General features: G+C 42.7%; 22 protein-coding genes and 1 tRNA gene. 9 read left to right on the forward strand and 14 right to left on the reverse strand.

Features of this window, described 5'->3' with window-relative positions; translation table 11 throughout:
• The first annotated feature begins 40 nt into the window (after positions 1 to 40).
• Positions 41 to 1,468 carry a P-loop NTPase fold protein gene (locus JZ784_RS01435; protein WP_346313537.1) on the forward strand — a complete coding sequence of 476 codons (1,428 nt, stop codon included), beginning with the start codon at positions 41 to 43 and terminating at the stop codon, positions 1,466 to 1,468.
• On the opposite strand, the gene JZ784_RS01440 is transcribed toward JZ784_RS01435, so the two are convergent.
• The 5 genes from JZ784_RS01440 to carA form a co-directional block, all read right to left on the reverse strand.
• Positions 1,440 to 2,057 (reverse strand): CatB-related O-acetyltransferase, encoded by a 618-nt coding sequence (locus JZ784_RS01440; RefSeq protein ID WP_346313538.1) that lies wholly within the window; start codon positions 2,055 to 2,057, stop codon positions 1,440 to 1,442. The genes JZ784_RS01435 and JZ784_RS01440 overlap by 29 nt on opposite strands.
• A gap of 57 nt (positions 2,058 to 2,114) precedes the next feature.
• Positions 2,115 to 2,987: a class I SAM-dependent methyltransferase gene (locus tag JZ784_RS01445; RefSeq protein WP_346313539.1), complete on the reverse strand. Its 873-nt coding sequence runs from the start codon at positions 2,985 to 2,987 to the stop codon at positions 2,115 to 2,117.
• 227 nt (positions 2,988 to 3,214) lie between these two features.
• Positions 3,215 to 3,691 (reverse strand): transcription elongation factor GreA, encoded by a 477-nt coding sequence (greA, locus tag JZ784_RS01450; protein WP_130146406.1) that lies wholly within the window; start codon positions 3,689 to 3,691, stop codon positions 3,215 to 3,217.
• Between the two features lie 94 nt (positions 3,692 to 3,785).
• Positions 3,786 to 7,016 (reverse strand): carbamoyl-phosphate synthase large subunit, encoded by a 3,231-nt coding sequence (gene carB / locus JZ784_RS01455; RefSeq protein WP_346313540.1) that lies wholly within the window; start codon positions 7,014 to 7,016, stop codon positions 3,786 to 3,788.
• 13 nt (positions 7,017 to 7,029) lie between these two features.
• A complete protein-coding gene (gene carA / locus JZ784_RS01460) occupies positions 7,030 to 8,169 on the reverse strand; it encodes a glutamine-hydrolyzing carbamoyl-phosphate synthase small subunit (protein ID WP_265464889.1) in 1,140 nt (379 codons plus the stop codon).
• A gap of 307 nt (positions 8,170 to 8,476) precedes the next feature.
• Here carA and JZ784_RS01465 point away from each other — a divergent pair, with 307 nt between their 5' ends.
• Positions 8,477 to 8,956: a hypothetical protein gene (locus JZ784_RS01465; RefSeq protein WP_265464888.1), complete on the forward strand. Its 480-nt coding sequence runs from the start codon at positions 8,477 to 8,479 to the stop codon at positions 8,954 to 8,956.
• A gap of 265 nt (positions 8,957 to 9,221) precedes the next feature.
• Here JZ784_RS01465 and JZ784_RS01470 read toward each other — a convergent pair whose 3' ends face one another.
• The gene (locus tag JZ784_RS01470; RefSeq protein ID WP_130146398.1) at positions 9,222 to 9,761 is read right to left on the reverse strand and encodes a DOMON-like domain-containing protein; all 540 of its coding nucleotides are present in this window, start codon (positions 9,759 to 9,761) and stop codon (positions 9,222 to 9,224) included.
• 8 nt (positions 9,762 to 9,769) lie between these two features.
• A complete protein-coding gene (yhbY, locus tag JZ784_RS01475; protein ID WP_005011404.1) occupies positions 9,770 to 10,093 on the reverse strand; it encodes a ribosome assembly RNA-binding protein YhbY in 324 nt (107 codons plus the stop codon).
• A gap of 194 nt (positions 10,094 to 10,287) precedes the next feature.
• Between yhbY and rlmE the strand changes: the two genes are divergently transcribed.
• The 4 genes from rlmE (at position 10,288) to JZ784_RS01495 (ending at position 14,448) form a co-directional block, all read left to right on the forward strand.
• The gene (rlmE, locus tag JZ784_RS01480) at positions 10,288 to 10,938 is read left to right on the forward strand and encodes a 23S rRNA (uridine(2552)-2'-O)-methyltransferase RlmE (RefSeq protein WP_005011401.1); all 651 of its coding nucleotides are present in this window, start codon (positions 10,288 to 10,290) and stop codon (positions 10,936 to 10,938) included.
• Between the two features lie 136 nt (positions 10,939 to 11,074).
• The gene (ftsH, locus tag JZ784_RS01485) at positions 11,075 to 12,964 is read left to right on the forward strand and encodes an ATP-dependent zinc metalloprotease FtsH (RefSeq protein WP_005011399.1); all 1,890 of its coding nucleotides are present in this window, start codon (positions 11,075 to 11,077) and stop codon (positions 12,962 to 12,964) included.
• Positions 12,965 to 13,169: 205 nt separating this feature from the next.
• Positions 13,170 to 14,024: a dihydropteroate synthase gene (folP, locus tag JZ784_RS01490; protein ID WP_346313541.1), complete on the forward strand. Its 855-nt coding sequence runs from the start codon at positions 13,170 to 13,172 to the stop codon at positions 14,022 to 14,024.
• A gap of 109 nt (positions 14,025 to 14,133) precedes the next feature.
• The gene (locus JZ784_RS01495) at positions 14,134 to 14,448 is read left to right on the forward strand and encodes a DUF5713 family protein (RefSeq protein WP_346313542.1); all 315 of its coding nucleotides are present in this window, start codon (positions 14,134 to 14,136) and stop codon (positions 14,446 to 14,448) included.
• A 50-nt stretch (positions 14,449 to 14,498) separates the two neighbouring features.
• On the opposite strand, the gene JZ784_RS01500 is transcribed toward JZ784_RS01495, so the two are convergent.
• From JZ784_RS01500 to JZ784_RS01510, 3 genes are all read right to left on the reverse strand, one after another.
• Complete coding sequence (locus JZ784_RS01500; RefSeq protein ID WP_346313543.1) at positions 14,499 to 14,873, reverse strand: hypothetical protein; 375 nt, start codon at positions 14,871 to 14,873, stop codon at positions 14,499 to 14,501.
• Positions 14,874 to 14,963: 90 nt separating this feature from the next.
• A tRNA-Leu gene (locus JZ784_RS01505) sits at positions 14,964 to 15,049 on the reverse strand.
• Positions 15,050 to 15,311: 262 nt separating this feature from the next.
• Positions 15,312 to 16,046 carry a hypothetical protein gene (locus tag JZ784_RS01510; RefSeq protein ID WP_346313544.1) on the reverse strand — a complete coding sequence of 245 codons (735 nt, stop codon included), beginning with the start codon at positions 16,044 to 16,046 and terminating at the stop codon, positions 15,312 to 15,314.
• 169 nt (positions 16,047 to 16,215) lie between these two features.
• Between JZ784_RS01510 and JZ784_RS01515 the strand changes: the two genes are divergently transcribed.
• Positions 16,216 to 16,722, forward strand: coding sequence for a hypothetical protein (locus JZ784_RS01515; protein ID WP_005011375.1), 507 nt, complete (start codon positions 16,216 to 16,218; stop codon positions 16,720 to 16,722).
• Positions 16,723 to 16,771: 49 nt separating this feature from the next.
• On the opposite strand, the gene JZ784_RS01520 is transcribed toward JZ784_RS01515, so the two are convergent.
• From JZ784_RS01520 to JZ784_RS01530, 3 genes are all read right to left on the reverse strand, one after another.
• Positions 16,772 to 18,112, reverse strand: coding sequence for a CitMHS family transporter (locus JZ784_RS01520; protein WP_346313545.1), 1,341 nt, complete (start codon positions 18,110 to 18,112; stop codon positions 16,772 to 16,774).
• 320 nt (positions 18,113 to 18,432) lie between these two features.
• A complete protein-coding gene (locus tag JZ784_RS01525) occupies positions 18,433 to 19,758 on the reverse strand; it encodes a hemolysin family protein (RefSeq protein ID WP_346313546.1) in 1,326 nt (441 codons plus the stop codon).
• Between the two features lie 125 nt (positions 19,759 to 19,883).
• The gene (locus JZ784_RS01530; RefSeq protein WP_005011371.1) at positions 19,884 to 20,873 is read right to left on the reverse strand and encodes a LysR family transcriptional regulator; all 990 of its coding nucleotides are present in this window, start codon (positions 20,871 to 20,873) and stop codon (positions 19,884 to 19,886) included.
• A 649-nt stretch (positions 20,874 to 21,522) separates the two neighbouring features.
• Between JZ784_RS01530 and JZ784_RS01535 the strand changes: the two genes are divergently transcribed.
• The gene (locus JZ784_RS01535; protein ID WP_130146382.1) at positions 21,523 to 23,127 is read left to right on the forward strand and encodes an isocitrate lyase; all 1,605 of its coding nucleotides are present in this window, start codon (positions 21,523 to 21,525) and stop codon (positions 23,125 to 23,127) included.
• A 108-nt stretch (positions 23,128 to 23,235) separates the two neighbouring features.
• On the opposite strand, the gene JZ784_RS01540 is transcribed toward JZ784_RS01535, so the two are convergent.
• Positions 23,236 to 23,610: a diacylglycerol kinase gene (locus JZ784_RS01540; RefSeq protein ID WP_130146380.1), complete on the reverse strand. Its 375-nt coding sequence runs from the start codon at positions 23,608 to 23,610 to the stop codon at positions 23,236 to 23,238.
• Positions 23,611 to 23,852: 242 nt separating this feature from the next.
• On the opposite strand from JZ784_RS01540, the gene JZ784_RS01545 reads away from it, so the two are divergent.
• The coding region (locus JZ784_RS01545; protein ID WP_346313547.1) for an MBL fold metallo-hydrolase at positions 23,853 to 24,821 on the forward strand (969 nt) is incomplete at its 3' end.

The following is a 24,821-nucleotide window of genomic DNA, read 5'->3' on the forward strand; positions in this document are numbered from 1 at the left end:
ATACTGATGAGCAATTAGACTTGATAAGAATCATATATAAATGACAACAGATCAATTGAAGTGGCAAAAAGATAATTTTGAAAATATTGAAACTGCTTGGGAGGGTGATCTTTGGGATCGCCGCCGTTTAGGTGAACAACTCACAAATTATGTTGATCGTTTAAATTGCGGAGCTGTTCTTGCTTTGGATGCACGCTGGGGTGAGGGCAAAACATGGTTTGTACGGCATTGGGCAAAGCATTTAGATGATACTCAGCATAATGTGATTTATTTGGATGCATTTGCAAATGATTATTTAGATGATCCTTTTTTAACTATTGCTGCGGAAATAAGTCAGACTTTTAGAGAATCAGAAGAAATTAATGATACTGAAATTAAGGATTTTAATGCTAAAACAGCTTCGGTATTGATATCGTTGGCTGCAGTAATACCAATGATTGCTGCTAAAGCAGGTATGCATTGGATTGGTATGGGTGGTGTAGGAGAAGTTTTTCAGGAGGTTTATAAAGAAGGAAAAGAATTATATGACACAGCAAGTGAGGAAATAGCAACAAAAGTTAAGGAGCAAATTGAAAAGAAAATAGAGAATCATGCAGTTGAGAAACAAACTATTCGGGATTTTAAGAAAGGTCTTGCTGAATTAGCAAAAAAATTAGATAAACCTTTGGTTTTTATTATTGATGAACTTGACCGTTGCCGTCCGGATTTTGCAATTCGTTTGATTGAAAGGATTAAGCATTTTTTTGATATCCCAAAAATTGTTTTTGTTTTGGTTATGAATAAGTCTCAGCTTATACAGTCTGTACACACTTTATATGGCTATACTGCTGAAACGAATGGCGATTACTTTGAAAAGTTTATTGATTTCACAATTAAATTTCCTCAGTTGGATGCTTTAAATAATTATGAAATGCTCTTAAAAGAGCAACTTTTTAGAATAGGTGAAATTGAAAATAAAGAACATTTTAGTACTTTTTATTTTTGGGTATTGGCATTGCAATTATATAAAAATTACAATTCGCGAGAGCTTATTAAAAAAGTAAATCAATATGCCCTATTAAGAACAAATAATTTAAATAAGGATATGATTGTAATAGCAATAATATTTGATAGTGATTTCCAAGTTACAGTGCAGTATTTTAGAAGAGTTCTAAAGAGATTATTAGAATATATAAATAATGATATTCTTCAACGGGATGATGAAAGTTATCTAGCAAGAAATTTAATAAATAGTTTAAAGCAAAAGTATGAGTTAACTAGCTTTGGACTCTTAGAACTGGCAGATCAGTTAGAAAACACTATAAAAATCTATACAACTTCTGGGCAACAACAGGAAAAGGAAGGAGCTCTCTTAAGACTATATTCAAATTATTCCGTGACTAAGTTGATTAAATCAGACGAGTTTGTCGATAGTTGGAAAAATTATATTGAATCTGATTTTATTTCAGAAACTCAAGCAGAGAGTTAACATTATTCGTCTGCAACTGTTCCCGCATTTTTAAAAACTGCTTCTCATCTAAGTCATACAGCTTAAGTAAAAGCAGTTTTTTTATATCATCTTCAGGAAAGCGGTACTTAATAATTTTGGCAGGCACGCCGCCCACAACCGCATAAGGCGGCACATCTTTTGTCACCACCGCGCCTGTAGCGACCACAGCACCTTCACCAAGCGTTACACCTTGCATAATCATCGCGCGTGAGCCAATCCAGCAGCCATCGCCAATGATTGTATCGCCAGCAGGCACAAAACTGCGTGTATCAAATGGAAAAGCCGAAATCCAGTCAGTACGGTGCAATTGGTTGCCACCCATCATAATCACGCACTCAGCGCCAAAACAGACGAAATTGCCGATATGCAGCTGATCAATCGGTTTCTCTGCTGTTGCGGGCTTATCGTGCAAATAGCGCACGACACAGCGTTCAAAGCCCTGATCCCAATAGGCAGAGTAATATGAGTAATTGCCCTTAATATGAATGTTTGGGTTTTTCACTGTTTTAGAAATGAACTCAAATTCGCACCAATGGTTCACAGGAGAATTAATCAATTTTTCAGTCATACAATTTATAAAGGGTAAAGATGTGCAGCGCTATTTTATATGACTGTGTGCAAAAGTCTAAGCAATCTGCAAACGGAGTAAATGCGTTGCATCTGTATGATGCATTCCATTCTTACGCCATGCCAAATAGCGTTCTGTAATATCTTTACCTGACATATCTTCTACGATTACATATCCTATATTCCACAGCGAATTATGCAAATGTTCTGTATCAAAAAAACCAATGATTGGCTCATTGAATAAATGCGTTACTTGACTAAGCATCATGGCAGCAGGTCGTTCAATCCCTTTTAAATTTTGATAAGGGATCGAATAGTCGAATACAACTTCACTTTCAGACGCTGCAAATGCGGTAAGATCCCGCAGTGTGCTTAATGTGGTTTCTGGCTTTAGATAATGAGTCGTGCCTAGCCAAGAAAAATATGCAATTTCATTGGCATCATAGCTGCTGTGCCGAAGAGCATCGCTTAGTTTTTCAAGTTCAAAGTTAATGGGGACAAATTCGACATTCTCTGGAATTTTTCCAAGTTGGCTTAACGTTTTAATTTTCAATGCTTGAGTATCTGGGTGGTCAAGTTCGTAAATTTTTAACTCTGGATAGTGGGCTGCAGCACGTAAAGCAAAAGAATCTAGACCAGCTCCAATGATGACATACTGTTTTACACCCCGATCAAGAGCTTCGAATAGCCAGTCTTCATTATAAAGTGAACGGGCTGCAACTTGAGCAACAAGCAACCCAAAAGTGCGACGAAACATTTGCGTTTTAAATACGCGCAATAGTGCTTTATTTGAGAGAAGCAATCGCCATGCGGGACTGGTCATCATCAATGCATAGGCATCATGAAATATTGGCGGCTGATTGGAGAGGTTGTCATAGGCGCGAATAGCGGCTGCAGCTTGCGCAGTTTGACTGGCACTTTCTTTTTTCATTATTCGGCTCAATTATTTTATATGGGAAAATTAAATTAAAAGTGCTGAATACACAATGATGGTTTAGACCAATGTGAATTGAATGATCTGGTCAATGATTTATCGCTTTTGACACATAAATGTTTGTTATCAATATCACTGGTATTTGATGCGCAGCTTTGCAATTGGCGGCTTTAGGCCATAAAAAACCCCTCAGTTGAGGGGTTTCAATATTGAATCTTTAAATTTTAAAGATATTCAACTTTCACAATTTCGTATTCCACTTCACCTTGCGGAGTGACGATTTTTGCTTCGTCGCCTTCATTTTTACTCAGCAGGCCGCGGGCAATAGGAGAGTTCACAGAGATCTTGTTGATCTTAAAGTCTGCTTCATCATCGCCGACAATCTTGTAGGTTTTTTGTTCTTCAGTGTCTAAGTTTTCAATGGTCACGGTTACACCAAAAACCACACGGCCATTTTGTTCAAGGACTTTCACATCAACCACCTGGCACGCGCCGAGTTTGCCTTCGATATCTTGAATACGGCCTTCACAGAAACCTTGCTGTTCGCGGGCAGCGTGGTATTCCGCGTTTTCTTTCAAATCCCCATGTTCACGCGCTTCAGCAATGGCTGCAATAATGCGTGGACGGTCAACACTTTTAAGTTGCTGTAATTCTTTCTCTAAGGCAATTTTGCCTTCGGGAGTCATAGGATAACGTTGCATTGTTGTCCCTCATAAATGGGTATGTAAAAAATACAGGTTTATAAAATAAAAAAGCCCGCCACCGATAAGGTGACGGGTCTTATCAGTAACTTAATTAACCTTTAGTCAGGTCTTGCAGGCGGTATACATCCATCGGCAATTTGATTGCTAAAGCTTGGCATACAGCGTCAGCGCCATTCAAAGTAGTTGTATGATACACCTTACCTTGAAGCGCAGAGCGGCGGATTGAGAATGAATCCTGCTGAGCTTGTTTGCCTTCAGTCGTATTGATAATGAGGTGAATTTCGCCATTTTTCAAGCGGTCCACGATATTAGGACGGCCTTCTGTAACTTTATTCACACGTTCACATTCAATACCTGCTTCTTTAATCACGTCATACGTGCCGCCAGTTGCAAGAATCTTGAAGCCAAAACCAGCAAGTTGTTTCGCAATGCCTGCTGCGCGTGGCTTATCAGAGTCGCGAACAGAGATGAATGCATGCTTCACTTCGCCTTCCGTTGGAAGACCAGGTAAACGTTCATTCGCACCTAAAACAGCTTTATAGAATGCTTCACCAAATGTTTTACCCACACCCATCACTTCGCCTGTAGATTTCATCTCAGGGCCAAGAATTGGGTCAACACCCGGGAACTTGTTGAATGGGAACACCGCTTCTTTAACAGAGAAGTGAGTTGGGATGATCTCTTTGGTGAATCCTTGAGATTCAAGAGATTGACCCGCCATACAGCGCGCAGCAACTTTCGCTAAAGATTCGCCGATACATTTAGAAACGAACGGGACTGTACGTGATGCACGCGGGTTCAGTTCTAAGATGTATACGTCAGTGCCTTTAACTGCAAACTGTACGTTCATCAAACCAATTACGCCAAGCTCTTTTGCCATCGCGATGGTTTGACGGCGCATTTCGTCCTGAACTTCTTTAGATAAAGAGTAAGGAGGAATAGAACATGCTGAGTCACCTGAGTGAATACCTGCTTGTTCGATGTGCTGCATGATTCCGCCAATCACAACGTCTTTACCGTCAGAAACGCAGTCTACGTCAACTTCAATCGCATCATCTAAGAAATGGTCAAGCAGTACTGGGGCATCATTTGAAGCCTGAACCGCATCACGCAAGTAGCGTTTCAATTCATCATCGTTATACACGATTTCCATCGCACGGCCACCAAGTACATATGATGGACGTACAACTAGCGGATAACCCACTTTAGACGCTTCAGCCATGCCTTCTTCAGCAGATTTTACAATGCTGTTGTTTGGTTGACGAAGCTGCAGACGTTGAATCATTTGTTGGAAACGTTCACGGTCTTCTGCACGGTCAATCGCGTCTGGAGATGTACCGATAATTGGCGCACCAGCTTCTTCTAAAGCGCGAGCCAATTTAAGCGGAGTTTGACCGCCGTACTGAACGATAATGCCTTTAGGCTTCTCGATACGCACGATTTCAAGTACATCTTCCAAAGTGATTGGTTCGAAGTACAAACGGTCTGATGTGTCGTAATCTGTAGAAACGGTTTCAGGGTTACAGTTCACCATGATGGTTTCATAGCCGTCATCACGCATTGCAAGAGCAGCGTGTACACAGCAGTAATCGAATTCGATACCTTGACCAATACGGTTAGGACCGCCGCCGATCACCATGATTTTGTCACGGTTAGATGGGTTCGCTTCACATTCTTCATCGTAAGTTGAGTACATGTAAGCTGTGTCGGATTCAAACTCTGCAGCACATGTATCCACACGTTTGTAAACTGGAGTTACGCCCAAGTTCCAACGGTGTTTACGGAATTGTTTTTGTGAAATGCCCATCAAGTCCGCAATGCGAAGATCTGATAAACCTTTACGTTTGAATGAACGGATGTTGTCCGCATTCAAATCACCAAAACCTAAAGTTTTGATTTGGTTTTCAGTTTTGATGATGTCTTCGATTTGAATCAAGAACCAACGGTCGATGTTTGTCGCAGCAAATACTTCGTCTAATGTGAAACCGTGACGGAATGCATCGCCCACGTACCAAATACGCTCAGGACCTGGAACTTTCAATTCAACAAGAATTTTTTCGCGTGCGCCTTCAGTACCCACAGCGATTTTTTCATCAAAACCGCATGCGCCAACTTCAAGACCGCGAAGCGCTTTAGAAACAGACTCTTGGAAGTTACGGCCAATCGCCATCACTTCACCTACAGATTTCATCTGTGTAGTCAAAGTTGCGTCAGCTTGAGGGAATTTCTCGAAGTTAAAACGAGGAATCTTCGTTACAACGTAGTCAATTGCAGGTTCGAAAGATGCAGGCGTCGTACCGCCAGTGATGTCGTTTTTCAACTCATCAAGGGTGTATCCTACAGCCAATTTCGCAGCGATTTTCGCAATTGGGAAACCAGTTGCTTTAGACGCAAGTGCAGATGAACGAGAAACACGTGGGTTCATCTCGATCACAACCATACGGCCGTCTTTCGGGTTAATACCGAACTGAACGTTAGAACCGCCAGTTTCTACACCAATTTCACGAAGCACTGCTAAAGATGCGTTACGAAGTAACTGGAATTCTTTATCCGTCAATGTTTGCGCAGGAGCAACAGTGATTGAGTCACCTGTGTGCACGCCCATTGGGTCAAAGTTTTCAATGGTACATACAATGATACAGTTGTCGTTTTTGTCACGAACAACTTCCATTTCGTACTCTTTCCAGCCAATCAATGATTCATCAATCAATAATTGTTTCGTCGGAGAAAGGTCGAAACCGCGTTCACAGATTTCAATGAATTCTTCACGGTTGTATGCAATACCGCCGCCTGAACCGCCCATCGTGAATGATGGACGGATAATGACAGGGAAACCGAAACGCGCTTGAATTTCAAGTGCATGTTCCATGTCTTCTGCAACATCAGCGCGAGGGCATTCCAAACCGATTTTACGCATTGCAATATCAAAAAGTTTACGGTCTTCCGCTTTTTCGATCGCTTCTTTGGTCGCGCCAATCAATTCAACATTGTATTTTTCTAAAATACCGTTTGCATCAAGTGCAAGCGCACAGTTCAATGCAGTTTGACCACCCATTGTCGGAAGAACTGCGTCTGGGCGTTCTTTCTCAATGATTGCAGCTACAGTTTGCCAAGTGATTGGCTCGATGTAAGTTGCGTCTGCCATAGCAGGGTCAGTCATAATGGTCGCTGGGTTAGAGTTGACCAAAATAACACGGTAGCCTTCTTCACGAAGGGCTTTACATGCTTGCGCACCTGAGTAGTCAAACTCACATGCCTGACCGATCACAATCGGACCAGCACCAATAATTAAGATGCTTTTAATGTCTGTACGTTTAGCCATGATGCTTCCTTAATTACTTCTTAGATGCTTCGATAAGTTCGATGAAATGATCGAACAGTGGTGCGCAGTCATGTGGACCAGGGCTTGCTTCAGGATGGCCTTGGAAGCTGAACGCTGGCTTGTCTGTACGATGCATGCCTTGTAAGGTTTGATCGAACAGTGATTTGTGCGTAGCTTTCAAGTTAGCCGGCAGCGAATCAGTATCTACTGCGAAGCCGTGGTTTTGAGAAGTAATCATCACAGTACCATCTTCAAGATTTTGTACAGGATGGTTAGCGCCGTGGTGGCCGTGCGGCATTTTTACCGTTTTTGCACCAGATGCAAGTGCAAGAATTTGGTGACCTAAGCAAATGCCGAATACTGGAATTTCAGTCGTTTCTACAATTGTTTTTACAGCTTCAATGGCATAGTCACATGCAGCTGGATCGCCAGGGCCGTTTGACAGGAACACGCCATCTGGATTTAACGCAAGTACGTCAGCAGCAGGAGTTTGCGCAGGCACGACAGTCAATTTGCAGCCGCGGTCTGCGAGCATACGTAAGATGTTGGTTTTGACACCGTAATCGTATGCAACTACATGGAATTTAAGTTCAGGTTGGGAGAAACCTTTTCCAAGAGTCCAAGAACCTTCAGTCCATTCGAAACCTTCAGGGTCACAGCATTCTTTAGCGAGGTCTAAACCATTAAGACCGCCAAATGCACGCGCTTTAGCTAAAGCTTCTTCTTCTGTAATGTTTTCGCCGGCAAGAATGCAGCCATTTTGCGCGCCTTTGTCGCGCAAAATACGCGTTAATTTGCGCGTATCAATATCTGCAATCGCGACAACGTTATGTTCTTCTAAGTATTCGCCTAAAGATTGCGTTGATCGGAAGTTGCTATGCAATAAAGGCAGGTCACGAATGATCAATCCGTTGGCCCATACTTTATGAATTCGACCTGACTCAGCGTCTTCATCATTGCAGCCTGTATTACCAATATGCGGGTAAGTTAGTGTTACAAGCTGCTGTGCATAACTCGGGTCAGTCAAAATTTCTTGATAGCCAGTCATGGCAGTGTTGAAAACGACTTCACCAGTCGTACTACCCGATGCGCCAATTGAAGTACCTTTAAAAATAGTACCATCGGCAAGGGCTAAAATTGCTGGGGTGCTCAAACCAAAGCTCCTGAAATTTAGGCTGTAAAAAAGCGAGAAGACGAAAAAAAAGGAAGGCTATTATAAAACCTACCCTCCCTATGTCTGCTCGCTTGAACTTAACACGGCATTATACGCAGAAAGCCCCGTGAAGTCCATTCTATTTATCCTTTATATCGAAGATAAAGGGCTTGCATTTCAGCTGAAAGTTTGTTTTTTAGTCTTGCGAAAAATGTAAGCATTTAATTATTGTCTGACAAATCAGAAATTAAAATTTATCAAATTGAGCTAAGATTAAAAAGTAATCAATAACTATAGGTATAAGATCATGGCGGCATCACAAAAACAAAATGAAACTGCAAAAACGCTTAAAACCATTGCAGCAGATGGTGCAGAGCAGCTGGAACAGGCAGCAAAAGATGCAACTGGCCAAGTTGCAGAGGCCGTTGCTGAAAGCAAAGAAATCATTCAGGCGGAAGCAAAACAGCTGAATGCGAGTGTGCAGGATCAGCTGCGTCAGCTTAAACAAGATGTTCTGCAAAAAATTGAACAGCTGAAATTGCATTTGGGCTCGTCACAAAAAGACTTAACTGAATTAAAGGACTTTGTGAAAACTGAGTTCAACGCTGTGATTGAAGATATTTCTAAGTTAAGTAAAGAGCTGAAAGAGGACGTGAGTCAAATTTCTTTGAAACATAAAGATCAGTTGACAGAAACTTATAAGCGTTCAAAAGAGCATACCTTAGATGCATGGAAAAAAGTTTCAAGCGCTAAGCCGGAAGCTGATAAGTCAGAGGCTGGCGCTTAAATTTAGAAAACTGAATTTAATTTCAGCTTTTTCCGCAATAAAAAGAGAGCAGTACGTTGATGTATTGCTCTCTTTTTTGCTATTAATAATTCAATAAATTGAGCTGTTTGCATGGTTAATGTGGTTTGGGTTATATCGCGATAGCTGCAAAGCGTGAAAATAGTGTGAAAAACTGCGGTTAACTCAGATTGACTGAAGCTATAAAACGTCGGGCATAAAAAAAGCAAAAGGATCGCCTTTTGCTTTCTTACAGCCTGCATTCAGTTTAGAACTGATGCAGCCAGTCACGCTTGTTATGAAAATCTGCATTTGGACTGCTATGCTGCATGGCATAGAAGTGATCGCCCTGAGTCGTTTTTAACACGGCGCTTAAGCCAATGTAGATATCTGACCACTTCAGTTTATGCAGCAGCATGAATTCGGTGAGGTCGATGCTGACATTCATCCCATAATGAGTGCGTTTCAGCTGATTCAGTTCAATATCATAAGCTGCTTTCGGCGGCATATCTTCAGGATAGCGGTATTCTTCAAACTGATAAGCCTGCCATGCCTGAGAAGGGGAGAGGTTGATTTCACGGTAAAAATCTTCATTGTGCACGCCAATGAAAATTTCAAAACAGGTCTGTTCCCACAGAAAATCTTGACGCGGGTGAGATGCAGCAGGCTGAGGCCATTGCACAAACTGATTTGGGTCACGCAGCCAGAAGCCCACATTTAATGTAAATGGGCTTTGCTGCTCAATTGCGCCAACGAGTGAAATTGCTTCAAAACGGCGGTCAAATGCATTTAGATCATAACTGGCCATTTTATCAGTTAGTTAGATAAATGAGCATGACGAACAAGATTGGATAATTTTGCATTTTGTTTGGCTGCTTTTTTGTACAGTAATACAATTTTACCAATAGTCTGAACAATTTCTGCACCAGACGCAGCAGCAATTTCAGCAGTTAATGCAGCGCGCGCTTCGCGGTCTTCAGCAACTACTTTTACTTTAATAAGTTCGTGATCGTTTAATGCTCGAGCCAATTCTTCAATTACATTTTCAGTTAAGCCTTTGTCGCCCACCATCACAACTGGGTTAAGCGCATGTCCGATTTGACGCAAACGCTTGCGTTCTTGAATAGATAAAGCCGCCATAAATGTAACCTGATTTTAAAAACGGCTTAGTATAGCAAATGCAAAGGTTAAACGCTTTAAATTCTCTGAAAATATCGATGCAAATTATTGAAAAAAACTGGCATGAAACCTCGATTTAGATACACATGTATACTGCAAATACGGTGTTTTTCACGTACAATCAAGGATTAGAAGTTTATTTTATTTAGAGAGTTATGGCGACGCGCATTACCAACCAAAAATTATCCAAGAGCAGCCGCGACTGGATGCGGGAACATTTAGATGACCCTTTTGTTAAGAAGGCGCAAAAGGAAGGTTATCGCGCGCGCGCCGCTTACAAGCTTCTTGAAATTCAAGAAAAATATAAACTGATTAAACCGGGCATGACTGTAGTGGATTTGGGCGCTGCGCCTGGAAGCTGGTCGCAGATTGCCGGCAAGCTGGTTGGCGATAAGGGCTTGGTGATTGCATCAGATATACTGGAAATGGATGCGCTGCCAGATGTGACTTTCCTGCAAGGTGACTTCAGGGAAGAAGAAGTGTTCGAAAAATTGTTAAATATTTTAAATGGACGCACGGTAGACGTTGTAATTTCTGATATGGCCCCCAATACATCAGGTAATAAGGCTGTAGATCAACCGCGCCAAATTTATTTGTGCGAGCTTGCACTGGATTTTGCGACCAAAGTGCTTGGCCCCAAAGGCCAATTTGTCGTAAAAGTTTTCCAAGGAACCGGTTTTGATGAGTTCCGCAAGCAAGTCGTTGATAATTTTGATGTATTGAAGACAGCAAAACCGGCGGCGTCGCGTGCCCGATCTAAAGAAGTATTTCTGATTGGGCAAGGGCGTAAGAAGGGTTTCAAGTAAAGTCTGCTTGCCAATACGTTAAAAATTGTGCATTTTGTACCTTTTTAACGTATTGCAAAGCTGGTCTGCAGCGTAAATATTAGGGTCAACCCCTTGGTTGGGCATGATCGAATTAGATTGATATGGGAATAAAGCTTTGAGCGATCTTTTTAAGAATGCCGTATTGTGGCTCATTATACTGGGTGTGCTGGTGCTCATTTTCAGCAACGTCAGTGACCGGAGTCAGCCGACAGCAATGAACTATTCAGAGTTCGTGGCAGCGGTGAATGCTGGTCAAATTAAACAAGTCACAATTGATGGCGAAAGAATCCGCGGCGAAAAGTCGAACGGTTCTGAATTTGAAAGTATTCGTCCAGCGGTTCAAGATCCGGAACTGATGCCGAACCTGATTAAAAACAACGTTGTTGTTGAAGGCACAGCGCCTCAGCGCCAAGGGTTGTTAATGCAGCTCCTCATTGCCAGCTTCCCTGTGCTTCTAATCATTTTGCTGTTCATGTTCTTTATGCGCAACATGGGCGGCGGTGCAGGCGGTAAGAATGGCCCAATGAGCTTCGGCAAATCTAAAGCGAAAATGCTGTCTGAAGATCAAATTAAGGTCACTTTTACAGATGTTGCCGGCTGTGATGAAGCGAAGCAAGAAGTTGTAGAAATCGTTGATTTCTTAAAAGACCCTGCAAAATTCAAGCGTTTGGGCGCAACAATTCCTAAAGGCGTATTGATGGTTGGCCCTCCGGGCACGGGTAAGACATTGCTTGCAAAAGCGATTGCCGGCGAAGCGAAAGTGCCATTCTTCAGTATTTCCGGTTCTGACTTTGTAGAAATGTTTGTCGGTGTCGGCGCATCACGTGTCCGTGATATGTTCGAACAGGCGAAACGCCATGCGCCATGTATTATTTTCATTGATGAAATTGATGCTGTGGGCCGTCACCGCGGTTCAGGTACAGGCGGCGGGCATGATGAGCGTGAACAGACCCTGAACCAGATGCTGGTGGAAATGGATGGCTTTGAAGGCAATGAAGGCATTATTGTCATCGCTGCGACAAACCGTGCAGATGTGCTGGATAAAGCCCTGCTTCGTCCTGGCCGTTTTGACCGCCAAGTGATGGTGGGCTTGCCGGATATTAAAGGCCGTGAGCAGATCTTAAATGTTCATTTGAAGAAATTGCCGTCTATTACCGGTGTTGATGTGAAAGTGCTTGCACGCGGTACACCGGGATTCTCTGGTGCGCAACTGGCAAACCTTGTGAATGAAGCAGCGCTGTTTGCTGCCCGCCGCAATAAAAATACGGTGGATATGCATGACTTTGAAGATGCAAAAGACAAGCTGTACATGGGGCCTGAACGCAAATCAATGGTGCTTCGTGAAGAAGAACGCCGTGCGACGGCCTATCATGAAGCCGGCCATGCAATTGTTGCAGAGATTTTGCCGGGTACAGATCCTGTCCATAAAGTGACGATTATGCCGCGCGGCTGGGCTTTGGGTGTGACATGGCAGCTGCCAGAACATGACCAAACCAGTCATTACAAAGACAAAATGCTGAACGAACTTTCAATTTTGTTTGGCGGCCGTATTGCAGAGGAAGTCTTCATTAATCAAATGTCGACTGGCGCTTCGAATGACTTTGAACGTGCAACTAAAATGGCGCGCGCAATGGTAACGAAATACGGCATGTCTGAAAAACTGGGCGTAATGGTTTACGAAGAAGATACACAGCAGTCGTTCATGGGCAGCATCGGCACCCGTACGATTTCGGAAGCGACACAGCAGCAAGTTGATGCTGAAGTACGCCGCATTATTGATGAACAGTACCGTGTCGCCCGCGATATTTTGGAAAATAACAAAGATATCGCGCATGCCATGGTGAAAGCTTTGCTTGAATGGGAAACCATCGACCGTGAGCAAATCCGTGACATTATGGAAGGCCGTGAACCGCAGCCGCCAAAAGTATACGTGGCTGATAATCCAGTGATTGATGTTGTGCCGACTGATGGCCCGGCAACGCCGCCGCCTTTGCCGGCAAGCTGATTCAAGACTGTAAAAGAGATATAAAAAAGCCCCAAGCAATTGGGGCTTTTTTATTGCTGAAATAACAGCTGAATAGGGTAAGTGCAGCACCGCGGGACATGTATTTGCAGCCCCTTGGCGGCAGTGCATGAATGTTCTTGAAAAGATTTCAGCCCGGTCAGAATTAAAATTGCTAAAATGCCCACAGAATACGAGGAGTATATCAATGCAGCTGATGCCTTTGCCCAATAAAATCTTAAAGTGCGGCCATTTAGAATTGGATTTATCTGTGCCGCATGTCATGGGGATTTTAAATGTTACGCCAGACTCATTCAGTGATGGCGGGAAGCATAACGGCAAAGCGCAGGCGGTGGCGCATGCAAAACAGATGATTGCCGATGGCGCAACTGTTATTGATGTTGGCGGTGAATCTACCCGCCCAGGCGCTTCACCGGTGACAGTTGAAGAGGAAATTTGCCGTGTAGTGCCTGTAGTGGAAGAGCTGGCAAAACTGAATGTGGTCATTTCTATCGATACATCACAGCCGGCAGTGATTCAGGCTGCAGTCAAGGCCGGTGCGCATATTTGGAATGATGTGCGTGCGCTGACGCGCCCGCAGGCTTTAGAAACAGCTGCGCTGCTGAATATTCCTGTCATGATTATGCATATGCGCGGTGAGCCGACCACCATGAATCATCTGGATCAGTATGATGATGTTACATTGGATGTCATTGCTGAGATCAAGCAGCGCGTTGACGATGCCTTGGCTGCAGGGGTTCGGTCTGAAAATATTATCATTGATCCAGGGTTTGGCTTTGCCAAAAATGCATCGCAAAATTTAAAGCTGCTGAATGAGTTTTATAAACTGCATGTACTGGGCTACCCGGTCTTATCTGCTTTATCGCGCAAGCGCTTTATCGGTGAGGCCCTGAAGGGGGCCGATGCGCAAAACCGTGCTGTCGGCTCTGTTGCAGCGCATATGTTCAGTATCCAGCAGGGGGCATGCATAGTGCGGGCCCACGATGTGAAAGCGATGTCTGATGCAATAATGATGTGGCAGGCCATGCAGTCAGCCAGCTAGAAGGCGGCAGCCGCTGAGTGCAGGAAAATGTTTTATGTGTTTTATTTGGTAATTCTGTATAGGTATGTTATATAAGCACGCTTAGTTTTAGTGTGCTCAGAGTGCCTGTATGTTTGCAGATTTACTTCTCCCAATGTTTGATGATGATTATTACCCAGATATTCTGGTTGCAGAAGTAAAGCAATGCGTTGAACAGTTTGCCAAAAAACTGTCTAAACCAGAGTTGACGGAACATGACATTTATCATTTTGCACATGAAGCGGTCATTTCAATTAATGCGATGAAGCCGCAGTTTGAAGATCTGGATTCTTCTTTGGATGATGCCGCTGCGGACTATATTGCCGAAGCCATGATGATGGCTGCTCAGGCAGAAGGCTATATGGATATTGAAATGGAAGAGCTGGTTGCCAATAGAGAGTGGTAAAGCGCTCTCTATTTTTTTGATATTTCAATCACGGCTTTTTTATTCAGTATTCACAGTTCATCCAGCAACTCAGTAAGATGACAGGTTTTATTGAGATGCTCTTCCGCGATTCCATCTACAGTCATCAAATATTCATCATTTTTCATGTCTGCATCTGCCGTTAAATAAAGCCAAAACTTATTATATTTTTGCATGAGCTTTCTAATGCGCTGTTCATCGGCTGGATGGTTAAATTTGAGCTTAAATTCAGCATCCATGGTTTGGCAGCTGTGGAGATAGAGCTGATTATTTTTTTCCAGCAGCGTGCCGGGAAAGAGATCATAGAATCGTTCTTGATCAGCCGGTGACGATGTGCTGTCGTTTGCAGAAACATGATGTGATAAGCACAGAAACAGGCTGATGGCGAGATATTGAATGATCTTCATTTTATTCTTCTTTCATTTATTGAGTTTCAGGCATAAAAAAACCAGCAAACTGCTGGGTATTTTATTGCACCATTTTAACAAAATCTAAAATGGTGCCCGAGGCCAGACTCGAACTGGCACGCTTTGTGGGCGGGGGATTTTAAATCCCCTGTGTCTACCGATTTCACCACTCGGGCATGTGCGCAATAATAGTGGACGAACTTGTGCTTGGCAAGCATAAATCCGAACATTTGATTTAATTACAGCCAAAACATCCATTTATATTTAAAAATGCAGGAATACATGTGGGAAAATTAAAATAATGCGCTGTGAAATGCGTGGCGCAGTAAGCGCTTATAGCAGTTCGTCTAAGAGTCCAAGAAAACAGGCATAATCTGTGCCAGCAATTCAAGCTTAGGTTCTCAGCAGAGCATCCGGCCAAGCATTTTAATTGGCCTGTTACTTCATGAGCTCATCTAAATAAGTATCTAAGTTGGTATGCTTGAAGCTTTTGCACAGCTGGTTTTCAAAGCGCATGGTTTGCGCATGCAATTCTTGCTGCTGTTTTAATTTTTGTTTTAAAAATTGTGCCCGGTCTGCGCTGCGTTTGCAAAAAAGGAGCTGGAACTTCAGCTTTAAAATTTGCTTATAAGACCAAAAACAGATACGGCGTGTTTCCTGCAAATAATGGAATTGCAGATTGTCACTGTGTTCGCGGAATAGATTTTCTTTATAAAAGCGCACAAAACCAAAACTCATGGCAAAAAAGAACAGCACTGACTGCAAAAAGCCGCTTTCAATATAGGCAATATTCAGGGCTTGCAGCAGAATAATGCCCGCCAGTTTAAGGGGGGTATTGCACAGCTGCTTATAAAGTGAGATTGAGCTGTGCTTCATTTGCTTAATGATCAGCGGCGCAATGAGCATGAAAAACAGCATAATCGCTAAAACGGCTAAACCTTCCGCGCGAAACTTCCCTAAATGTGGCCATGCGGATTGAAAATAAGCGCCTAGACTCATGCTAATCGACACGAAAATCATAGCTGCTAGAATCCAAGGGATAAGCTCTTTTAATTCATCCAGCATGCCTTTGGTTTTCATCATGCCGTAAAAAATATAATTGCGCTTGAATGCGGCAGGATGGAGCAATTTCAGTTGCTCGAGAAAGAGGGCGGCCTGTTTATCTTTAATCATGCAAAGTGCAGTGTGGAAAAACGTGCTAAATAATATAATTTATTTTTTGTCTAATGGTGTGTTTTTTTCTCACTGAAAGCGCTGATTCAGGCCAAAGATTGAGATATTCCACTTTTAGCGCCAGAAGTATGAGAAAATGCGTTTTTATACCCGTATTGAAAGGCAAGCTATGGCTGTGCAATCTCCTGAAAATTTAAGTGATATTGAAATCTTAGATATTTTAACCTCCATGAAAAATGATGAGCTGAATACAGAAGCGAAAAACATTATCCGTGAGGGCGGTAAAGCTGGACGTCAGGAGTCGCATAAAAAAGCTTTAGTGGCTTTAAATCAATCTTTCGAAGATAAATTTGTAGAAGCGGTGACTTTGGCATTGCAGCTGAACGAAGGCCAAAGCAAGAAAATCCGCTATAAAAAAGACCGCATCCGCATTTTAAAAGCGCGCGGAATTGATTATATGGCCATCGACGGCGCGGAAACAGCGCAAGTACTGTCACAAATCTTTCAGGCCATTACGCGTGAAGATGCTGTTGTTACGCATGATTTGCATAATATCTTCCCATTTTGGAAAGAAGGCTGGCCAATGGTTCAATTTGATAATGCCTATGCCATCCTTGCAGAAGACATAACAATTCATTATCAAGCCGTTTTAGATGTATTGATTTCAAAGCATTAATGAGCAATATAAAAAAAGCGCCAGAAGGCGCTTTTTTTAACAGTAATATTTATCCAAGTGTTGAATAAAATGGGAACATTCCAAAAATAAGCCCTGAAAAAAGCATGACAAAACAGGTCGCAATAGCCCAAATAATTGTAAATTTCTGATGTTGCCCAAATTCAATACCAGCTAATCCACAAAGTAAATATGTAGATGGAACAAGCGGTGAGAGTAAGTGCACTGGTTGACCAACAATTGCTGCACGGGCCATTTCTACAGGCTCAATGCCGTAGTGAACAGCTGCTTCGGATAAAATAGGCAGTACGCCAAAATAGAAAGCGTCATTAGACATAAAAAAGGTCAATGGCATGCTGATGACGGCAGTAATGGGCGCTAAATATGGCCCCATGCTTTCCGGAATTACTGCAACAAGCTCTCTAGACATGGCTTCGACCATCCCCGTTCCAGCTAAAATGCCAGTAAAAATACCCGCAGCGAAAATAATCCCAACAACATTTAAGGCACTGCCTGCATGGTGAGCAATCAAACTTTTCTGCATATCAATATTTTGGTAATTAACAACCAATGCAATACAAAGCGCGATCATAAACAAAATCGGCATCGGTAAGACACTCATGACCAAACAAATCATTAAGGCAGCGGTCAGTAAGCCATTAAACCAGCGTAGATGAGCGCGATTTGCTTCTGGATTATTTGAGATTTGGATATTATCACCATGGCTAATGTCCAGCTCTATAATGCCTAGGCGTTTACGCTCCATGCGGCCATACAGAAAACCCAGGAAATAGACCCATGCGATTGCAAAAAGCATCGGCAGTATCATCGGAACGAAAACTGCACTCGGGTCTACATGCAGTGCGCTGGCAGCACGTGCGGTTGGCCCGCCCCAAGGTGTTAAATTCATAATGCCGCTGGCGAGCATCATTAGGCAGGCCATAATAAGCGGACTCATGTCAAGACGCTTATACAGCGGCAACATGGCTGCGACACAAATCATATAAGTTGTAGAGCCATCACCATCCAATGACACAATAATTGTTAAGGTGATGGTGCCTAAAATGACTTTGAGCGGATCGCCTTTTACCATTTTAAGAATGAATTTTACAGAAGGGTCGAATAGGCCTGTATCAATCATGATGGCAAAGTACAAAATTGCGAACAGCAGCATAATGCCAGTAGGTGCTAATTTTTTGACACCATCGAGCATCATTTCGCCCAATCCATTTAACTGAATATGGCTAAGGCTGTCGAAGTAGAAGCCAAGGCTCCAAGCAAGTAAGGCAAAAAGTACAGGAATAAGTGTTAAGGCCACAAGTGGACTCATGCGCCGAGACATAATTAAATACATAAAGCAGATAATCATGCCTAAGCCAAGCAAGGTAAGCATTCAGTTCAATCCTTTGAATAATCTTTTAATTAGCGCCAGAAAAGGAAAAAACAGGGTAAAGCAAATGAGATGGATGGAAAACATCACAAATAAAATGTGAAAATTATTATTATTTTTATAGAAAATGAATTTTAAAAATCAAAAGCTTAAATGTGATTAATCACATATTTTAAACTGAATAATTTAAAAGTTATATCAGAATGGGCTGGTTTAAGTGGCTAAATTGAACTTGAATAGAAAAAAATTAGGCAGACAATCTGGATGTGATTCAAGTGCCTAAACGGGCTATACAGTGCAATATTCGGCAAAAAAATCAGATATTACTCTGATTTTTCTTCGATGGGCACTTCGGAGGATTCGAGTAATCGAGTCACCAATAATTGGTCAATTTTAAAATGATCGACATCGACCACTTCAAATTTGTAGCCGCCAAAAATAACAGCATCTGCTGGACGTGGAATTTTACGAAGCTTATACATCATAAATCCAGCCAGAGTCTCGTAATTGTCTGTATCCGGCATTTCATCAATCGCGAGCGCATGCATCAGATCTTCAATGGGCGTGCTGCCTTCAATCAGCCATGAATTATTGTCGCGCTTGATAATTTGCTGATCGGCTTCTATTGGCGTGACCCAATCGCCCATCACCGTAATCATAATATCTGACAGGGTAATGACACCAACAACCAAGGCATATTCGTTAATCACCACAGCAAATTTTTCTTTGGTCGAGCGGAAACGGTCGAGGAGTTCAGACAGGGTTAAAGTGTCTGGAATGGTCAGGACATTACGAATGGTGTTTTCATTCAATTGTAATAATGACTGATTATTGAGGATCCGCACCAAAATATCTTTGGCATCTACATAGCCAATCACACTGTCAATATCATCATTACAGACTAAAAATTTAGAGTAGGGGTATTCTGCCAGTTTTTGGCGAATACTGGCTTCAGATTCTTTTAGCGTAAAGAACACCACATTTTCACGGGTGGTCATGCTGGATGGCACATTGCGCTCTTCCAGCTCAAATACATTTTCAATGAAATGATGTTCCTGTTTTTGCAGTACGCCAGCCTGCGCGCCAGCATCCATCACGGCAGAAATATCATCAAAGGTAATGTTGTCTTCACGTGTTGTGTTGACTTTAAACAAGCGGAACAGCAAGTTGGCAATCGCGTTGATGAACCAGGCCAAAGGCTTGCAGGCTACAATGAACACTTGAATCGGATTAATCACCGAAACAGCTATTTTTTCAGGCGCAATCATGGCCAAGCGTTTAGGCATGAGGTCTGCGAACAGAATGAACAATGAAGTGACCAAGGTGAATGATAGCGCAAAGCCAATGGATTCTGCCCAAGGGCCTTGATAAAAGCGGGAAACGAATTCAAGGAAATAGGGGCGGAAAGCGCCTTCTCCTAAGATACCGCCTAAAATTGCGACAGCATTCAGGCCAATTTGCGAGGCAGCAAAGAAATCAGCAGAGTTTTCCTGCAAATCCAGCACTTTTTGGGCGCGTTCATCACCGGATTCTGCCAAGATTTTTAGTTTAACTTTACGCGCGCCAGCAAGAGCGATTTCCGTTAAAGATAAAAAACCGGCTCCCGCAATGAGGATGACGATAATTACAATATTTTGGAAGAGGCTCACGAATCCACCTGCGGATCATCATTATTATGAATATTTTTAACATAAAAAAACCTGAGGGAATAAGTCAATTATTTCCTCAGGCTCTAGTATAGGCTTAAAAAAGAAGAATTTAAGAAAAATAATGCTCAATAGTGTGAAAATTGAGAGTTATTCATCAAAAACTCGCGGTTTTCTTCTTCAATCATTTGGCGGGCAACATATAAAATCAGCTGGCGCAGCCAACGGTGTGCAGGGTGATGATGCAATAGAGGGCACCATGCCATTTTCAATTCAAATTCTGGAATATAAAAAGGCGGATCTTTAAGCAGCAGATTTTGGCTCTTGGCTTGCAGGCGCGCTATGCGGGTTGGCAGTGTTGCCACTAAATCCACATTAGACGCGAGTAATCCCGGCATTTGATAATGGCGGGTAAACACCGAAATTTTCCGCTTTTGTCCAATACGCTCCAACGCCTGATCAATCCAGCCCAGGCCGGCTTGCTTTTCTGGATTGACCCCGAAACCGACGCCCATGCCGGTTTTAGAGACCCAAATATGCTGCGCATCCAAATAGCTTTTTAAATTGAGATTGCCGGCAGCAGGGTGCTTATTGTTCAGTAGGCAAGAAAAACTGTCACGCCAAACTAAAACTTGGTGAAAGCTTTGCGGAATTTCGTTAAAGCGGTTAATGGCCAAATCAACTTTGCCTTGTTCCATGTCACGGTATGACACATCACTCGGAGTTAAGAAGTCGAGTACGACATTCGGCGCTTCAGAACGCAAGGCTTTGACGAGCCGCGGGACTAAAGTGGCTTCAGCATAATCTGAGGTCATGATGCGGAAAACGCGGTTGGAGGTATAAGGCCGGAACTCAGTGCGCGGTTCCAAAATCATCGATAAGTCAGCAAGCGCGTCGCGGATGCGCGGCTGCAATTCTAAAGCGCGCTCAGTCGGCGTCATGCCTTCAGAAGAACGGATTAAAAGCGGATCATTAAATAAATTACGCAAACGCCGTAAAATGTTGCTCATTGCCGGTTGGGTCACCCCCAATTGTTCAGCTGCACGCGTTACATTTTTTTCACGAAGAAGAACGTCAAGGTAAATTAGTAGATTAAGATCGACCCGCTCCAGATTCATAAAATAAATACCGAAAATAAAATCATGAAATTATTTTGATTATGCCATAAGCCATCAGCCTTGTGTGAGAAACTGATGAAAATAAAGCCGTCTATTTACCGTGGCATTCATGCCGCCTAATGCAGATATGACGTGTAAACAGCGCAATAAAACAGGGTGTTTTTACCAGTTTTTCAGCATCTGCAGATCATTTTTTCTGCCGGTAAATTTGATGGGCCTTTTACTTCTGAAATGGCATATTTTCAGCTGCCGCCTGTATAAATAGAAAACATTGCAATTTGCGCGTTCAAGCTGGTCATTTAGGTCAATTTTGACAACTTTTTGCCATTGCAAGCATTTTTATGAACTAACCAGACTTAAGTCTAATGAATAAAATAACAGCAGGATGTTTAAGGTTTAATCAGGGTGATTTTTTATAAAATCATTTATTAACAATGGATTATATTTTTCTGCTTAAAATATAATTAGACTTTGATCTATCCATTTTTTAAATAAATACTGAAAATTAATGCAGGATATTGGATTAATTTTTTCAGTCAATCTAATCTAGGTTCATCAAACCGATGTGCTCTAAATCTGTACAAATTATTGAGGGTATGATTTTAGCCATCCGTTGCAGCAAGTCCTATTATTATATACAGGAAATATCATGACTACATACCAAACAGCGATTGATGCAATCCGCGAATTAAAAGCAAAATTCGGAAGCACTTGGGCAGACATCAGTCCTGAAGATGCTGCGCGTATGCAAATGCAAAACCGTTTCAAAACTGGTTTAGATATTGCTAAATATACAGCTGCGATTATGCGTCGTGATATGGCGGCTTATGATGCTGACTCTAGCAAATACACTCAATCTTTGGGCTGCTGGCACGGTTTCATCGCACAACAAAAAATGATTGCGAACAAAAAATACTTCGGTACGACTGAACGCCGCTACATCTACCTTTCTGGCTGGATGGTTGCTGCGCTTCGTTCAGAATTCGGTCCGCTTCCTGACCAATCTATGCACGAAAAAACTTCAGTACCTGCATTGATCGAAGAAATCTACACTTTCCTTCGTCAAGCTGATGCAAAAGAATTAAACGACTTGTTCCGTGCGCTTAAAAAAGCAAACGAAGCGGGCGACACTGCTAAAGCTGCTGAAATCACGGCTCAAATCGACGGTTTCCAAACTCACGTTGTGCCAATTATTGCGGACATCGACGCTGGTTTCGGTAACGAAGAAGCGACTTACTTACTTGCTAAGAAAATGATCGAAGCGGGCGCTTGCGCACTTCAAATCGAAAACCAAGTATCTGACGCTAAACAATGCGGTCACCAAGCTGGTAAAGTAACAGTTCCACACGAAGACTTCATCGCGAAAATCCACGCTCTTCGCTATGCATTCTTAGAAATGGGTCTTGACGACGGTATCATCGTTGCTCGTACTGACTCTGAAGGCGCTGACTTGACTCAAAAAATCCCAGTGGTTAAAGAGCCAGGCGACATCGCTTCTCAATACATCAGCTACTTAGACACAGTTGAAATTGACATTGCTGATGCTCAAGAAGACGAAATCCTAATCAAGCGTAACGGTAAATTACACCGTCCAAAACGTTTAGCTTCTGGCTTGTATCAATTCCGTCCAGACACGCAAATCGACCGCGTTGTACTTGACTGTGTATCTAGCCTTCAAAACGGCGCTGACCTTCTTTGGATCGAAACTGCAACGCCAAACGTTGAAGAAATCGCTCACATGGTTAACCGTGTTAAAGAAACAGTTCCAAATGCTAAGCTTGTTTACAACAACTCGCCTTCATTCAACTGGACTTTAAACTTCCGTCAACAAGCTTACGACCGTTGGGTTGCTGAAGGTAAAGACGTTTCTGCTTACGACCGCGCTAAACTAATGAGCGCTGAGTACGATGCAACTGAATTGGCTGCTGATGCTGATGAAAAAGTACGTACATTCCAAGCAGATGCTTCTCGTGAAGCTGGCGTGTTCCATCACTTGATCACACTTCCGACTTACCACACAGCTGCTCTTTCTACGCATGAGCTTGCTCAAGGTTACTTCGGCGACCAAGGTATGCTTGCTTATGTAGCTGGCGTACAGCGTAAAGAAATCCGCGGCACAATCGCTTGCGTTAAACACCAAGCAATGGCTGGTTCGGACATCGGTGATGATCACAAAGAAATCTTCTCTGGTGACAATGCACTTAAAGCGCATGACGATGCTAAAAACACAATGAACCAATTCTCTGCTCACTAAGCACTGAACTGATTCTAAAAACCCGGCGGAAGCCGGGTTTTTTTATTTGAACTGACGTATTTTCAAGCGCAAAAGCAGGCTGAGCGCCTGCTTTTTATGGTTCATTTATCAGGGCCAGAGGATAATCAGCCAAGTGAAAAATATAATGCTTAATGCCGTAAACTGTGCTGCGCTGCCCATATCTTTGGCATTTTTTGAAAGCGGATGCTGTTCTAAAGAGACACGGTCTACCACGGCCTCAATTGCAGAGTTAAAGAGTTCAACAATAATGGCCAATAAGCCTGCAGCGATCAGCACGGCATGTTCGGCGCGGCTGATATTTAAGAAACAGCTGAGGGGAATGAGTATGGCATTAATGAGAATGATTTGACGGAATGCAGCTTCGTTCTGAAAGGCTGACCTAAAGCCTGACAGTGAATAGCCTGTGGCATGGGCAATCCGTTTAAGGCCGGTTTTGCCTTTGAAAGGTGAAATCTCAGTCATGTGTGGGAAGCTATGTATCTTTTTATACTATGTTAATCGGTGAATCTGAAAGAAATCTGAAAACAAAATGGAATGAGATTAAAAGCGGGTGAAATTTTGCCAATACTCTGAATAGAAGAAATGAAAATGCAAAAAATGACTTAAAAATGGAATGATTTTCAGGCAGAATTGCGCCACAAATTCTAATAATGAATAAAACATAAAAACATACTGGTACGAGAATAATTTTATAAAGGTAAATAATGAAAAAAATTCTATTTGCGATGCTGTTTGCAGCATGGTCAGGGCTTTGCATTGCGCATACTCAAGGGGATGAGGCGGCTGCCGCGCATTCTGCTGATCAGGCATCACCGCTTAAATCGATCCAATTTGGCCCCTATAAAATTACCGCCTTGCATGATGGTGATATGGCGCTGAATCCAGCTGTATTTGATCAAAATTTTAGCCAACAGGAAGTGCAGGCGATATTTCAGGGGCAAAGCGCTGATCCGGTAAAACCGATGCAGAGCAGCGTGAATGCTTTTTTAATTGAAGATGACTTAGGAAATTTAACGTTAATTGACAGCGGCGCAGGAAATTGTGAGGGAAATTATCGGGGGGCCGCTGTTCAGCAGATTGCAGCAGCCGGCTATAAAACTTCTGATGTTGGCACCGTGCTGCTGACACATTTACACCCTGATCATGTGTGCGGCATAGAAAGTCAAACCAGGGCCATTTTTCCGTTTGTCACAGTCTATGTGAGTGAAAAAGAACTGTCCTATTGGCTTTCTGAAAATACCCTAGCGCATTTAACGGCGAATCAGCAGGCGCAATACACATCGACTGCAGCCCAAATAAAAGCCGCCTTGGCGCCCTATCACCAGATACGCAGTGTGCGGACATTTAAGACAGGTGCGGTAATTAACGGCATTGAGGCGGTGGAAAGCGCAGGACACACGCCTGGGCATGTTTCATACCAGCTGCAGTATCAAGGGCGGCATCTGGTTTTTGTTGGAGATATTGTGCATTCTGCAAATTTGCAATTTGGATATCCTGCGCTGTCTGTCAATTTTGATTTTGATCCTGTCCAGTCTGGCAAGAATCGGGAGCATTTTTTCAAAGATTATGCGGCTCAGGACAGCTTAATTGCTGCTGCACATTTGCCTTTTCCCGGCATTGGAAAAATCAAGCAAAATAAAGCTGGAAGCTTTGAATGGAGCCCAATAAGCTCA

This window comes from Acinetobacter sp. CWB-B33, assembly GCF_039655955.1.
In the GTDB taxonomy this organism is placed as follows: domain Bacteria; phylum Pseudomonadota; class Gammaproteobacteria; order Pseudomonadales; family Moraxellaceae; genus Acinetobacter; species Acinetobacter bouvetii.